Genomic DNA, 14,256 nt, shown 5'->3' on the forward strand with positions numbered 1-14,256 from the left:
TGGCCATGCTAGAAAAAATCATAATTATAGATTATGGCTCTCAATTTACGCAGTTGATAGCCCGCAGGGTTCGTGAGTTAAATGTTTTTTGTGAAATACACCCCTTTAATCATATTCCGGAAATCACATCAGAGGTAAAAGGTATCATTTTTTCTGGTAGCCCTTACTCAGTTCTTCAGGAAGATGCCCCTCAAATAGACTTAGCCCGTTTCCATCAGAAACAACCTGTTTTAGCCGTATGTTACGGCGCACAATATCTTGCCCAGCATTCAGGTGGCAGGGTTCAGGCTTCATCAACCCGTGAATATGGAAGAGCAAATCTTAATTATATCAAGGCAGACAATAAATTATTAAAAAATATAAACATTGGTTCCCAGGTCTGGATGTCACATGGTGACACCATCACAGATATTCCGGAATCATTTGAGGTCATTGCGAGCACAGACAGCGTAAGGGTTGCTGCCTTCCAGGTGAAGGATACTTCTTCTTATGCCATTCAGTTCCACCCGGAGGTTACCCACAGTACCGACGGGAAACAACTGCTGGAAAACTTCCTGGTAGATATCTGCGGCTGCAGCCAGAACTGGACGGCAGATGCATTTGTAGAAACTACAATTGCGGACCTGAAAGAAAAATTAGGAAATGATAAAGTAGTGCTTGGCCTCTCAGGAGGGGTAGACTCTAGTGTAGCCGCCATCCTGCTGCATAAAGCCATAGGTACTAACCTGCACTGTATCTTTGTAGACAACGGACTGCTCCGCAAAGGAGAATTCGAGTCTGTTCTGGAACAGTACAAACACCTTGGGCTGAACATCAAAGGCATTGATGCAAAAGAGCGTTTCTTAAGCCAGCTGGCCGGTGTGAAGGACCCTGAACTGAAACGTAAAGCGATAGGGCGTGTGTTCATCGAAGTATTTGATGATGCTGCCCATGAAGTACAGGATGTGAAATGGCTTGCCCAGGGTACCATATACCCTGATGTGATCGAATCCATTTCTGTAAAAGGTCCGTCTGCAACGATCAAATCACACCATAACGTAGGTGGTCTGCCTGATTTTATGAAGCTTAAAATAGTGGAACCCCTGAATACGTTATTTAAGGATGAAGTAAGAAGAGTGGGGAAATCATTAGGCCTTGAAGATTTTATCCTTGGCCGTCACCCTTTCCCTGGTCCGGGTCTGGCCATACGTATCCTGGGTGATGTAACACCGGAAAAAGTGGCTATCCTGCAGGATGCAGATGCAATTTATATAGATAACCTTAAAGAAGCAGGGTTATACGACCAGGTTTGGCAGGCAGGAGCGATATTCCTTCCGGTGCAGTCGGTCGGTGTAATGGGAGATGAACGTACTTACGAGAACGTGATCTGCCTTCGTGCAGTAGAGTCTGTTGATGGGATGACGGCTGACTGGTGTCATTTGCCATACCCGGTACTTGCGAAAATTTCTAATGAAATCATCAATAAAGTAAAAGGTATTAACAGAGTAGTGTATGATATTAGCTCAAAACCGCCAGCAACAATTGAGTGGGAATAAATTCTGGTGTGTAATCTTTCTGAGTTGTTTCCTGCTGGCCTGTTCGCCAAAGGTAACCACTCAGAAAACACCAAAAAAGGAAGAAGCGGAAAAGCCGGAGGCCGCAGTAAAAGCAGAAAAAAAGTTTACTGAAGCCAGCATTGCCTTACTCGTTCCCTTCAACCTTAATCTTGCCAGTATCAGGTCGGGCAGTAAGGCCGAGATGGAAAAGTCTGTCATGGCCATAGATTTCTACCAGGGATTTAAAATGGGAATAGACTCTGCTGCCGCAGCCGGGCTGAACTTTCGTTTGAAGGTCCTGGATACCAGAGATAACAATGACCAGATCCTGTCGCTGATCAAATCCGGGCAACTTACAGGCAGTGATCTGATTGTAGGCCCTGTTTTCCCCGAAGGCATAAAGTTCATTACGAATTATTCAGTGGCCAATGGCATTCCGGTGGTTTCACCTCTCGCTGCTACACATCCTGATGAGTTCCTGAACCCTAACCTGATCTCGGTGGTAAATAATATCGATCTCCACGCAGAGAAGATCGGCAATTTTATTGCCAAAGAGTTTGATCCGGCTAAAACGATTGTGGCGCTGATCAGTACCAGGAAGTCTGCCGATGAAACACTTGCTATACCTGTCCGCAGTTATTTTAAAAAGGATAAGGGAACTAAGTTTACCTTTCAGGAATACAGTTCTGTATACGCACTGGAAACAGCCAGGGACCCGTCTAAACAGTATATCGTGATCATGTCCTCGTCAGACAGGCCGTTTGTTATTGCTACGATTGACAAACTGGTGAAAATGAAAAACAACGGCATGCAAATTGATCTGTTTGGGCATCCGAACTGGTCTAAACAAAATTACAGTACAGAAAAACTTCAGTTATTGAATACGAGGATCACTTCATCGTATTGGGTAGACTATAAAAACCCGGCTGTGAGCAGTTTTGTGAGGAAGTACCGTAACCTCAATCATTTTGAGCCCGGTGAATATGCGTTTAAAGGATTTGATGCGGGTTTCTATTTTGGTAAAGTAATGGCTGAACACGGAGCAAATTATCTCCGTTATCTTCCATCAGAAAAATATAAAGGACTGCAGAATTCATACCTGTTTAAAAAAGATGACCAGTTAGGGTATATCAATACCAGCCTGTTTTTGCTGGAGTATAAAAACTATGCGCTAAACCCCGTAGAATGAAATTAGAATATCAGGTACGTGCCTTTGAACAGGTCTTCGCTAAATATGATGGGGTATTACCCTTACATAGGTTTCTCTTCACCTATTTTAAACAGCATAAACAGATGGGCTCTTCAGACAGGCGCTGGACCACCCGGTACCTGTACAGTTATTTTCGCCTGGGCCAGGCACTGAAAAAAGAAGATCAGCTGATGCGCCTGGCTATTGCAGATTTTCTGTGTAACCAAACGGAGAGCATGGTGATCGATCACTATCTGCCTCAGCTGAAAGATCAGCTGTTATTGCCTGTGCAGGCTAAAATAGCGCTGATTGAGGATGCCTTTCCGGCATTCCGGCTGGAGGATGTTTTTCATTTTAAAGCTGAACTGTCTGACGGAATCAGTAAGCTGGATTTTTTATATTCTTTCTTTATCCAGCCTGATCTGTTTCTAAGGGTTAAGGCCGACCGGCAGCAGGCGTTTTTTGACCTTCTGGTAAAGGCTGAGGTGAACGTTAAGGTTGTTAACGAAAAGACCTTATCACTGCCCAACGGTACTAAACTGGAGAAACTGCTTCCTGAAAATGAATACTATCAGGTGCAGGACCTTTCTTCACAGCAAACAGGCGAATACTTCCTCCCAAAACCTTACGAGTACTGGTGGGACTGCTGTGCAGCCTCTGGAGGGAAATCACTCCTGCTGCATGATATTGAACCCAAAGTGCAGTTACTGGTGAGTGATGTGCGGGAGAACAGTCTGCATAACCTGGATGAGCGTTTTCAGGCTGCCGGGATTAAAAAGTACCAGAAAAAAGTACTTGATCTTCTTCAGAACAATGACCAGGACCTGCATGATTATTTCTTTGACGGAATCATCCTGGATGCACCCTGTTCGGGATCGGGAACCTGGGGCCGTACTCCTGAAATGCTCTATCATTTTGAAGAACATAAGATTGATTTCTTCTCTGGTTTACAGAAGAGCATTGCTGCAGGGGTGGTAAAATACCTCAAGACGGATAAGCCGCTGATCTACATTACCTGTTCCGTGTTTAAGAAAGAAAATGAAGAGGTAATTGCCCATCTGCTGGAAAACCTTCCCTTAAAACTGGAAAGCATGCAAAGTATTCCCGGTTATAATGACAAGGCCGATACGATGTTTATCGCAAGGCTGATCAAAACTTAAGGTTACAGCCCTGTATTGTTCCTGAACAGCTTAATTGCAATAGCCAGCAGGATCACACCAAAGGCCTTCCTCAAAACATTTAACCCGGATTTACCAAAGAGTTTTTCCAGCCGTTCTGTGTTCTTTAATACGATGTAAACAAACATCATATTGATCATTATACCCACCACGATATTCTGAGTGGCATACTCTGTTTTAAGGGATAGCAGGGTGGTCATTGTACCTGCCCCGGCAATCAGCGGAAAGGCCAGCGGAACAATGGATACCGTTTCCGGCGCATCTTCAACGAAGATTGTTAAGCCCAGTACCATTTCCATCGCTATACAGAAGATCACCAGTGAACCCGCAATGGCAAAGGATTCTACATCCAGGCCGATAATTTTCAGCAGAGTCTCACCCGCAAAAAGGAAGATGATCATCAATACGGTTGCAACAAGTGTTGCTTTCTCAGATTCAATATGGCCCGCCTTCCTGCGCAGTTCAATTACTACGGGGATGGCTCCTAAAATATCAATGATAGCAAACAGTACCATTGAAGTTGATAAGATCTGGCTTAAATTGAATTCCATGAGCATGATGTTTGTGTAAATGTAAAACGATTTTAACTAAAAAGCCACTTATTAAGTGGCTTTTTAGTTAAAATCTTATAATGAGTATAAGAATACTATTTTAATGTGTCCTGGTATTGTTTTCTGATCTTACTGTTTTGTTTACTGTAAGCGTAGTAGATCAGTATTCCAAGGGCCATCCAGACCGCTAAACGAAACCAGCTTACAATTGGTAATGAAGCCATCATCAGTAAACAAACGATGATTCCCAGAATAGGCACCAGCGGCACCCATGGGGTACGGAAAGGCCTGTCCAGATCAGGATCTGTTTTTCTCAGGATCAATACACCGATACATACCAGCGAGAAGGCAAATAATGTACCGATACTTACCATATGTCCCAGGTCTGAAACAGGTACAAAACCTGCAAAAATGCTCACGAAAACCATGAACATTAAGTTGGTTTTATAAGGGGTTTGATTTTTTGGATGAAGGTCGGAGAATACTTTAGGCAATAACCCGTCTTTACTCATACTGTAGAATACACGGCTCTGCCCTAAAAGCATCACCAGGATTACAGATGTATAACCTGCAAGGATGGCCACAATCAGGAACTTGTTTAAGAACGTATAGCCGGTTTGTGCAAAAGCTGTTGCAACTGGTTTAGCGTCACCTGCAAATTTGGTGTAGTTTTCCAGTCCTGTCATTACATAAGAGAACAGCACATACAATAAGGTACATACTACCAGTGAACCGATAATTCCGATTGGCATTCCTTTTTGCGGGTTTTTAGCTTCCTGCGCTGCAGTACTCACGGCATCAAAACCAATAAAGGCAAAGAATACCACGGCAGCACCACGAAGGATACCACTGATCCCGAAATGGCCGAATTCATCACTGGCAAAGAATTCAAAGAACCCTTTGGTTCCTGATTTCACCGCCTCTTCACCTAAGTTAACAGGAATAAAAGGATGATGATTGGCAGGATTGATAAATGACCAGCCTAATGCAATGAAGACCAAAACAACGGCAACTTTTACAATTACAAGTACGTTGTTTACTGCTGAAGATTCTCCTGTTCCTTTCATTAACAATAAGGACAGCAGGCAAACGATCACAATTGCAGGAAGATTGACGATGCCACCTGCATTTACCATCTGACCGGCAACGTCTATTTTGTCCCATGGGCCGTGTAAAAGGGTAACAGGGAAGTGGACGCCAAATCCCTCAATAAACTGTGAAAAATACTGTGACCAGCTGGCCGCTACCGTTGCAGCACCCAATGCGTATTCCAGTACTAAGTCCCATCCGATGATCCAGGCCATGAATTCACCCATGGTGGCGTAAGAATAAGTATATGCACTACCTGCTACGGGGATCATGGAGGCAAATTCCGCATAGCAAAGTCCGGCGAAACCACAACCTACCGCAGCAATAATGAATGAGAGAATAACCGCAGGACCAGCATTATCCGCTGCTGCTATACCTGTCAGGGAAAATAGTCCAGCACCGATAATAGCACCAACACCCAAGGCAACCAAGTTGAAACTGGATAAGGAACGGACCAGCGTGCCCTCACCACTCTCATTTGCCTCAGCCAGTAATTGTGGAATAGATTTTTTAAAAAGCATAAGTTAATTTAAGTGTTAAGTTTTTTTATTTGTGATATAATTGAATTCAATTCCAAACCTAATTAAAAAAAAATTAAAAATAAAAGGGACTTTTTATGAAAATCCCTTTTATTCAGAACAATGATAAGCAATTATTGCTGAGTTACTAGCGCAACAATACTATTTTTAACTGTGTCGAGCACTATTTTACCCTCAGAATCAGCCGACTTGACAATTTTTATCTCTTTTTTAATTTCTACGCGCGAATTATTACTAATTCCTACAGCAATATGTGGTGCAATGACTAGTGAAACGATAGACATTAGCTTAATCAGGATATTCATTGACGGTCCGGACGTATCTTTAAAGGGATCACCCACGGTATCGCCTGTTACGGAGGCCTTGTGCGGCTCAGAACCTTTGTACTCCATTACTCCGTTAATGAGCACTCCCTTTTCGAAGGATTTTTTGGCATTATCCCAGGCACCACCGGCATTCGACTGGAATATGCCCATCAGCACACCCGAAACGGTAACTCCTGCCAGCAGTCCTCCCAGTACTTCGGCGCCAAACGTGAAACCTACAATCAGCGGAACAATCAGGGCTATAGCACCCGGCAGCATCATCTCTCTGATGGAAGCTTCCGTAGAGATCGCTACACATTTCTCGTATTCAGGTTTTGCCTTATATTCCATGATCCCGGGAATTTCTCTAAACTGCCGCCTTACTTCCTGAACCATTGCCATAGCGGCACGTCCAACGGCGGAGATGCACAGGGAAGAGAAAATGAACGGGATCATGCCCCCAACAAACAGGCCGGCCAAAACATTTGCCTTATAGATATCTATAGATGTAATCCCTGAAATTCCTGCAAAGGCAGCAAACAATGCCAGTGAGGTGAGTGCTGCCGAAGCAATAGCAAAACCTTTACCGGTGGCTGCGGTGGTATTGCCCACTGCATCGAGAATATCTGTACGTTCCCTTACTTCTCTGGGCAGGCCGCTCATTTCTGCAATTCCTCCTGCATTATCGGCGATCGGGCCAAAGGCATCGATGGCAAGCTGCATGGCTGTGGTGGCCATCATTCCTGCCGCTGCAATTGCCACACCGTAGAAACCTGCGAAAAAATAAGAGCCATATATGCCTGCCGCCAGCACAAGGACAGGCAGCACTGTAGATTCCATTCCAACGGATAAGCCGCCGATGATATTGGTGGCATGCCCCGTGGAGGATTGCTGGATAATGGACTGTACAGGCCGGTTGCCTATGGCGGTATAATACTCCGTGATGAGGCTCATCAGCGTACCGACAGCAAGCCCTACCAATATAGCGTGGTAAACTGACATGGGGTTGAATTCAAAACCTCGGATGGACATGGCCGGAGGTAACAGCCACCGCACGGCGAAATAGGAGGCGACAGCGGTAAGCAGGATGGAGAGCCAATTACCCAGGTTCAGCGCCTTTTGTACACTGTCTGTATCCTTACGGATACTTACAAATAAAGAGGCGATAATGGAGAAGATGAGCCCCAGGCCTGCAATGAGCATGGGCAGCAGCACCGGTGCCATTCCTCCAAACTGATCGGCAGAGACGATTTCCTGGCCCAGTACCATCGTTGCCAGGATAGTTGCAACGTAGGAACCGAACAGGTCCGCCCCCATCCCGGCTACGTCGCCCACATTATCGCCCACATTGTCGGCTATGGTTGCAGGATTCCTTACGTCATCCTCGGGTATTCCCGCTTCTACCTTGCCTACCAGGTCGGCCCCTACATCGGCAGCTTTGGTATAAATACCACCTCCGACACGTGCAAACAGCGCTATGCTTTCTGCGCCCAGTGAAAATCCGGCGAGCACCTCAATGGTTTTCTTTAATTCTGCCGGAGATTCAGCTGTTCCGGGATGCACAAAAGTATGGTAGAGGACGATGAAAAGTCCGCCGAGACCCAGTATGGCCAGTCCGGCCACCCCAAATCCCATTACCGTTCCTCCCCTGAAAGATACTTTAAGGGCTTGTGCCAGGCTGGTCCTTGCTGCCTGTGTTGTCCTGACATTGGCTTTAGTGGCAATGCGCATACCTATATATCCTGCAAATGCAGAGAATACCGCGCCAATTAAAAATGCAATGGCAATTACAGGACTGGAGTGGATCGGGTTTGCCGGGTTTCCTTTGAGTGTGCCCGACCAGGCCAGTAAAACGCCGGCTATGACCACAAAATAGCTGAGTACTTTCCACTCGGCCCTGAGGAAAGCCATGGCACCATCTGCAATATGACCTGCCAGTTCAGACATGGTTTGATCACCCGCGTCCTGCCGTGTTACCCAGGCACTCTGGAATAACATGACCAGAATTCCGATACCCCCGAAGACAGGGATAATATTAATTAAGTTTTGCTGTAGAAAATTCATATGTTGTTTTATATTTGGTTGCTCAGGTTAGGCATATAGGCGCTTATATACAAATTAAGTAGAGTTTCTGAGATTGCCAAATTAATCATAGTTATGTGGCAATCACCTCATTGAAGATAAATGAATAATTGCGAAACCTTTATGGTTTTATATATTAGCATTTTTAAAAAAAAGTTTAAATTATTCATTAAAATAGAATACCTGTATGGAAAACGAAAACCAGGATGCGTCCTTTAAGAGAGAACTTGGCCTTTTAGACGGGACAATGCTAGTTGTGGGCTCAATGATCGGCTCCGGAATATTTATTGTCAGTGCTGATATTACACGACAGGTAGGTTCTGCTGGCTGGCTCATTCTGATCTGGATATTGTCTGGTCTGATTACGATGATCGCTGCGGTAAGTTATGCTGAGCTGAGCGCCATGTTTCCCAAAGCCGGCGGGCAGTATGTTTATCTGAAAGAAGCCTACAATAAGCTGATCGCGTTTTTATATGGATGGAGTTTTTTCGCGGTGATCCAGACTGGTACCATTGCTGCCGTGGGAGTGGGCTTTTCCAAGTTTGCTGCCTACTTGTATGAACCTTTAAGTGATGAAAATATTTTATATAGCCTTGGTTCCTTTAAACTGAATGCAGCGCAGCTGGTCAGTATCGTCACGATTATCCTGCTAACCTATATTAACAGCCGCGGGGTGAAGGAGGGTAAGATTCTGCAAACGACGATGACGATCATTAAGATCCTTTCGTTATTCGGGCTGATCATCGGCGGGTTCATGTTTGGTGCGAAAGCAGAGATCTGGAATGCAAACTGGACGGATGCCTGGAATACCCGTGCCTTTGATGCCGGCAGCGCTTCATGGGTTTCTATTGGCGGCGGCGCATTATTGGCAGGTATCGCTGCATCGATGGTGGGTTCACTGTTTTCGAGTGATGCCTGGGTAGGAGTAACTTTTATTGCCGGAGAAATCAAAGATCCGAAGCGCAACGTAGGCTTAAGTTTGTTCTTCGGTACTTTCATCGTGACCGTGATCTATATCCTGGCTAATCTCATGTATGTTTCGGTAATGCCGCTTAGCGATATCGCCTTTGCCAAATCTGACAGGGTTGCTGTGGCAGCGGCACAACATACATTTGGCGATACAGGAACACTGGTCATGGCCGTGATTATCATGATCAGTACCTTTGCCTGTAACAACGGACTGATTATGGCCGGGGCGCGTGTTTACTACACGATGGCCAAAGACGGACTTTTCTTTAAAAAGGCATCTGTGCTGAATAAGGCAGGTGTACCTGCATGGGCACTGTGGATACAGTGTGTCTGGACTTCCCTCTTATGCCTGACCGGAAAATATGGCGATCTGCTGGATTTCGTCATGATCATCGTGATCATTTTCTATATCCTTACCATCTATGGCATATTCATTTTACGAAGGAAACAGCCCGATGCTGAACGTCCGTATAAGGCTTTTGGTTATCCACTGCTGCCTTTTCTTTACATCATTCTGGCAGGTGCATTATGCGTAGGTTTACTGATCACCAGATTTAGTACCTGTGGCTGGGGTGTGCTGATCATGTTATTGGGTATACCTATATATTACCTATCTAAACCTGCGGAGGAAGCCGCTGTCTAAATTCTTGCTTTTCCATGTTCCGAAGTATAAATTAAAAGCTGTATTTTTGCAGAAAATAAAAGCAATTTGGGAACTCCATTAGATTCAGGCATAAAAGGATATAATAACTACGGCACTCACCTTAAAACAAAATATAAGGGGCAAAGAGTATTCAAGGTAATTGTTGACGGGGGGTTTACCTGTCCGAACCGCGATGGCAGTAAAGGCTATGGTGGCTGTACTTATTGTAATGTAGATTCTTTTACTCCGGAACTTTCCAGGAAACTCCCTACGATCCGCGAGCAGTTGGAGCAGGGAATGGAGCGTGGCAAGGGCTTTTATAAAGCAGATAAATTTATTGTCTATTTTCAACCGAATACCAATACCTATGCGCCCGTGCATTATTTAAAAATGATGTATGACGAAGCCTTGTCCATCAATACAGCCGACGTTGTTGGTTTTTCAGTAGGTACAAGGCCGGACTGCATTGACGCGGAGAAAGTGGCCCTGCTGGAAAGTTATGCCGACCGTTTTGATGTGGATCTGGAAATGGGTATGGAATCTATCTATGATGAGACGCTTGAACAGATCAACAGGGGATGCAGTCATGCTGAATTTGTAGCTGCAGTAGAATTACTGGAGAACAGTAAGCTTGATCTCTGTGTACATACTATTTTCGGGTTTCCTTGGGAAACGGAAGAAATGATGATGGGATATATTCATGAGATCAACAGGTTCCCCCAGATCAAATTTGTGAAGTTCCACCATTTACATATTGTAGAAGGCTCTATTATGGGGGCTAAATATAAAAAACAGCCCTTCAAATTATTCAGCCTTGAAGAATATACAGACCTGCTGTGTAAACTGATTCCCTTGCTCAGACCGGACGTGGTCATCCAGCGCCTTTTCGGTATATCAGACTGGGACCTGCTGATTGCGCCGAACTGGGGATTAAATAAATCATCCATTCAGACCTATATTGACAGGGAAATAGAGAAACGTGGGGTTGTACAGGGATCTGCTTATGTTTCTGTATTGGTATAATCTCCGAATAGTTCAGTCACTTTCTGTTTTCTGAAATTAAAGATCTCCTGCAATTTACCTGCAATGAATGCGCTGTTGGCAATGTTGCCGAATATGCCCATCGGTAATCCATAGGTGAGGATATCATTCATTTCTACTCCTCCGGGAATAGTTTTGAAGTGATGCTGGTGGTGCCAGAACTTGTAAGGGCCGAAGCGCTGCTCATCAATAAAATATTTCTGGTCTTCCACCTGAGTGATCTCTGTCATCCAGTTCAGCTTTATGCCTGCTACCGGCGATACCTTATAGGTGATGATCATTCCCGGGTACATCTTTTCCTCAGGCCGCAAAGGGGAAGTGAGGGTAAAAGCCATTTCTTTTGGGGTGATCTTTGCCAGGTTCATTGGTGAGGAGAAGAAGTCCCAGGCTTCAGGAAGGCTAATCGGAATGCGCTGAGAGAAATTAAGATGGAAAGCTTTCATAATAGCTGGGTTGTTAAAGAAACGCATTTCAGTGGGTTTTGTTTGTAATTCCGCTGAATAGAGCCAATGGTTGTGTTGTCCGCCGGGGAGAAGGTCCTTAAATAATTTCTATCATATTTTCTTCGCAGCAATAAGATTTGATGTTTTTTTACGTTTTTAGGATGTCTGTATTCATCCGGAGCGTAAAATACAGAAGTTATTTCAGTATCATTTTTCAAATTTTAGTCAAATAATTGCTTTTTTGCCTTGCTTGGATTTCATAATTTCATTTTTGTTTGGCATTTATTTAGTAAAATTCAATATTATTCCCAATTTACTGAGTAAATTTTGAAATGATTGCAGTTTATAATTATCTTTATGGAATTTAAATCCAATTTTATCCAGTTAACTATCTTAAATATCTATAAATCTATAAAATCAAATTTTCATGAACAAAATTCAGTTAAAGCAGATTGTACCATTCGTAATTCTTGCGTTTGTAGCGATTGCGGCCCTATTTGTACCTCTACACCCAAATTTCGACGAGGGTAAGTATAATGCGGCCGATGTGGGGTGGATCATGGTAGCAACTGCTCTGGTATTTTTAATGACACCCGGGTTGGCTTTTTTCTACGGCGGTATGGTGCATAGAAAGAACGTGCTTTCCACGATGATTAAAAGTATCGTTTCTGCCGGAGTAATCAGTGTGTTATGGGTAACTGTTGGTTTCAGTCTTGCATTTGGCGACAGTGTTCATGGATTGATCGGAAATCCAGGTACATATATGTTCTTTGATGGTGTAAATTCAGGTCCGTCGTGGAGTCTTGCCCCGACTATTCCACTGACCTTATTTGCGCTGTTCCAACTGATGTTTGCGATCATTACACCAGGCCTTGTTGTAGGCGCCGTTGCCGAACGTATCCGCTTTACATCTTATATTGCTTTTATCGTATTGTTTGCGCTGTTCGTGTATTCGCCGCTTGCGCACTGGACATGGCATCCTGGTGGTATGCTCTTCAAAATGGGCGTGCTCGACTTTGCCGGTGGTACCGTAGTACATATCTCTGCAGGTATGGCGGCACTTGCAGGTGCGATCGTTCTTAAAAGAAGAAAGGTGCACATGGAGCACCAGGAAATACCTCCTTCAAATATTCCGTATGTACTGATCGGAACAGGTTTATTATGGTTCGGCTGGTTCGGCTTTAATGCAGGATCTGCATTGGGATCTACCAGTCTTGCAGTTTCCGCTTTTGCAACCACAAATGTTGCAGCTGGTGCTGCCGGGCTTTCGTGGATGTTCTTTGACGTGCTGAGAGGCCGGAAGCCATCGGTGCTTGGATTTTGTATCGGCGCAGTAGTAGGATTGGTAGCGATCACTCCGGGAGCCGGCTTTGTTGCTATTCCGCACAGTATCTTCATCGGTGCCTTTGCGGCGATCATTTCAAACCTTGCGGTATCATGGAAACAAAAAACTACACTTGATGATACACTGGATGTATTTCCTTGTCATGGTATTGGTGGTATCGTCGGTATGCTGCTTACCGGTGTCTTTGCTACAAAAACAGTGAACCCGGCCGGTGTTGACGGATGGTTCTACGGAAATCCTGATTTCTTCTTCACTCAGCTGAAAGGTGTGCTGATCGTTGGGGTATACAGCTTCGTGGTTTCATTCGTGATTTTTAAGGTCATCAATGTATTCCAGCCAATCCGGGTATCTTCTGAAGAAGAAGAAGAAGGACTGGATGTAAGTCAGCATAATGAAAAATATTCTCAGGGTACCCTGATCGTAGTTTCTACGGGAGCAGAGGTTGAACATAGTGCATAGTAACCTCTTGATTAAAAAAAAGGCAGACGGTATTTATTACCTTACAATAGCGACCGTTTGATAACGATCATGCTTTTAAGCACCCTGCAATGGATGATTCTCCGGGGCGAACGCAGTGGTGATCTTTTAGTTTTTTCTGGGGGGAGGAACTAAAAAAAGGGGATATACGCTATTCCGGCCTGGTCGTTCTTTCGCGCAGCGAATTAATGCAGCCGGAATAGCGTATACCCCCTTTTTTCAGCGAAGCCAGTAAATCTAAAAGACCTCCACAAGAGAGACCTCTTTTTTAGTGAACCATTTTATCCGCACAGGTAGAACTGGCAAAAGCTTCCGGTTTGGCTTTAAAGATAAAGCCCATGCTGAGAATATAACCCATTGCTTCGTTCAGCGCCTTGTTGGACTTAAACATTGGGTTGGTATTGATATCGGCATGTACTTCAAGATCCACATCGTACAGGTCCAGCAGGTCGCAAACGGCGTAAGCGGTCTCGATAGACTTTTGTACTTCGATCAGCATTCTTTCCTTGATCGTCATCTTTTGCTGTGACTTTTCCTGGTGGATGTACATAAATCCCCCATGTTGTTCTCTCAGCAAAACAATAACTGTGGCGAAATCAGTGAAGGGCCCCTTCACCTGTGAATCGGTACCAATGCAAACTTTGAGGTGATAGCCTTTTTCAGTTTCCCTGATGATGGCTTTTTCTACTTCTTCTAAAATTGGTGCGTGGATCACTTCACCATTAAATTTCTTCCAGGTCATACGTTATTGGTGTTAGGTAACAACCCGTATTCAGGTTTTCTAAAAATAAGTTGATTATGTTAAATATACATTAATTTGCTGTGGTTTATTTGCTAACAATCAGCCGGTTGTCAACATTTGTGTCAGAC

11 protein-coding genes are annotated in these 14,256 nt (G+C 44.3%); 6 read left to right on the forward strand and 5 right to left on the reverse strand.

Annotated features, from left to right (window positions below; translation table 11 throughout):
• The first annotated feature begins 5 nt into the window (after window positions 1-5).
• The 3 genes from guaA to BLW16_RS18085 are packed head-to-tail and all read left to right on the forward strand — an operon-like array spanning window position 6 to window position 3,884.
• A complete protein-coding gene (gene guaA, locus BLW16_RS18075; RefSeq protein WP_090559181.1) occupies window positions 6-1,535 on the forward strand; it encodes a glutamine-hydrolyzing GMP synthase in 1,530 nt (509 codons plus the stop codon).
• The gene (locus BLW16_RS18080) at window positions 1,492-2,724 is read left to right on the forward strand and encodes an ABC transporter substrate-binding protein (protein ID WP_090559183.1); all 1,233 of its coding nucleotides are present in this window, start codon (window positions 1,492-1,494) and stop codon (window positions 2,722-2,724) included. The genes guaA and BLW16_RS18080 overlap by 44 nt, the downstream gene beginning before the upstream one ends.
• Window positions 2,721-3,884, forward strand: a complete 1,164-nt coding sequence (locus BLW16_RS18085; protein WP_090559185.1) for an RsmB/NOP family class I SAM-dependent RNA methyltransferase — start codon at window positions 2,721-2,723, stop codon at window positions 3,882-3,884. The genes BLW16_RS18080 and BLW16_RS18085 overlap by 4 nt, the downstream gene beginning before the upstream one ends.
• A 2-nt stretch (window positions 3,885-3,886) precedes the next feature.
• On the opposite strand, the gene BLW16_RS18090 is transcribed toward BLW16_RS18085, so the two are convergent.
• The 3 genes from BLW16_RS18090 to BLW16_RS18100 form a co-directional block, all read right to left on the reverse strand.
• Window positions 3,887-4,453 carry a MarC family protein gene (locus BLW16_RS18090; RefSeq protein WP_090559187.1) on the reverse strand — a complete coding sequence of 189 codons (567 nt, stop codon included), beginning with the start codon at window positions 4,451-4,453 and terminating at the stop codon, window positions 3,887-3,889.
• Between the two features lie 95 nt (window positions 4,454-4,548).
• Window positions 4,549-6,063 (reverse strand): amino acid permease, encoded by a 1,515-nt coding sequence (locus tag BLW16_RS18095; RefSeq protein ID WP_090559189.1) that lies wholly within the window; start codon window positions 6,061-6,063, stop codon window positions 4,549-4,551.
• Window positions 6,064-6,194: 131 nt separating this feature from the next.
• A complete protein-coding gene (locus BLW16_RS18100; RefSeq protein WP_090559191.1) occupies window positions 6,195-8,450 on the reverse strand; it encodes a sodium-translocating pyrophosphatase in 2,256 nt (751 codons plus the stop codon).
• Window positions 8,451-8,655: 205 nt separating this feature from the next.
• Between BLW16_RS18100 and BLW16_RS18105 the strand changes: the two genes are divergently transcribed.
• A complete protein-coding gene (locus BLW16_RS18105) occupies window positions 8,656-10,080 on the forward strand; it encodes an APC family permease (protein WP_090559192.1) in 1,425 nt (474 codons plus the stop codon).
• Window positions 10,081-10,146: 66 nt separating this feature from the next.
• Window positions 10,147-11,103, forward strand: coding sequence for a tRNA modification radical SAM protein MnmL/YtqA (locus BLW16_RS18110; RefSeq protein ID WP_090559193.1), 957 nt, complete (start codon window positions 10,147-10,149; stop codon window positions 11,101-11,103).
• On the opposite strand, the gene BLW16_RS18115 is transcribed toward BLW16_RS18110, so the two are convergent.
• A complete protein-coding gene (locus tag BLW16_RS18115; RefSeq protein WP_090559194.1) occupies window positions 11,082-11,564 on the reverse strand; it encodes an SRPBCC family protein in 483 nt (160 codons plus the stop codon). The genes BLW16_RS18110 and BLW16_RS18115 overlap by 22 nt on opposite strands.
• A 427-nt stretch (window positions 11,565-11,991) precedes the next feature.
• Between BLW16_RS18115 and BLW16_RS18125 the strand changes: the two genes are divergently transcribed.
• Entirely contained in the window at window positions 11,992-13,368 is a 1,377-nt protein-coding gene (locus BLW16_RS18125) for an ammonium transporter (RefSeq protein WP_090559197.1), read from the forward strand.
• Between the two features lie 286 nt (window positions 13,369-13,654).
• Here BLW16_RS18125 and BLW16_RS18130 read toward each other — a convergent pair whose 3' ends face one another.
• A complete protein-coding gene (locus BLW16_RS18130) occupies window positions 13,655-14,128 on the reverse strand; it encodes a ribonuclease H-like YkuK family protein (protein WP_090559199.1) in 474 nt (157 codons plus the stop codon).
• Between the last annotated feature and the right edge of the window lie 128 nt (window positions 14,129-14,256).

It is taken from the genome of Pedobacter hartonius, from assembly GCF_900107535.1.
GTDB lineage: Bacteria > Bacteroidota > Bacteroidia > Sphingobacteriales > Sphingobacteriaceae > Pedobacter > Pedobacter hartonius.

Excerpts from the sequence above, each read along its gene's own strand:
- guaA (WP_090559181.1), top strand. The coding sequence starts at position 6 with ATGCTAGAAAAAATCATAATTATAGATTATGGCTCTCAATTTACGCAG.
- BLW16_RS18080 (WP_090559183.1), top strand. The coding sequence starts at position 1,492 with ATGATATTAGCTCAAAACCGCCAGCAACAATTGAGTGGGAATAAATTC.
- BLW16_RS18085 (WP_090559185.1), top strand. The coding sequence starts at position 2,721 with ATGAAATTAGAATATCAGGTACGTGCCTTTGAACAGGTCTTCGCTAAA.
- BLW16_RS18090 (WP_090559187.1), bottom strand. The coding sequence starts at position 4,453 with ATGGAATTCAATTTAAGCCAGATCTTATCAACTTCAATGGTACTGTTT.
- BLW16_RS18095 (WP_090559189.1), bottom strand. The coding sequence starts at position 6,063 with ATGCTTTTTAAAAAATCTATTCCACAATTACTGGCTGAGGCAAATGAG.
- BLW16_RS18100 (WP_090559191.1), bottom strand. The coding sequence starts at position 8,450 with ATGAATTTTCTACAGCAAAACTTAATTAATATTATCCCTGTCTTCGGG.
- BLW16_RS18105 (WP_090559192.1), top strand. The coding sequence starts at position 8,656 with ATGGAAAACGAAAACCAGGATGCGTCCTTTAAGAGAGAACTTGGCCTT.
- BLW16_RS18115 (WP_090559194.1), bottom strand. The coding sequence starts at position 11,564 with ATGAAAGCTTTCCATCTTAATTTCTCTCAGCGCATTCCGATTAGCCTT.
- BLW16_RS18125 (WP_090559197.1), top strand. The coding sequence starts at position 11,992 with ATGAACAAAATTCAGTTAAAGCAGATTGTACCATTCGTAATTCTTGCG.
- BLW16_RS18130 (WP_090559199.1), bottom strand. The coding sequence starts at position 14,128 with ATGACCTGGAAGAAATTTAATGGTGAAGTGATCCACGCACCAATTTTA.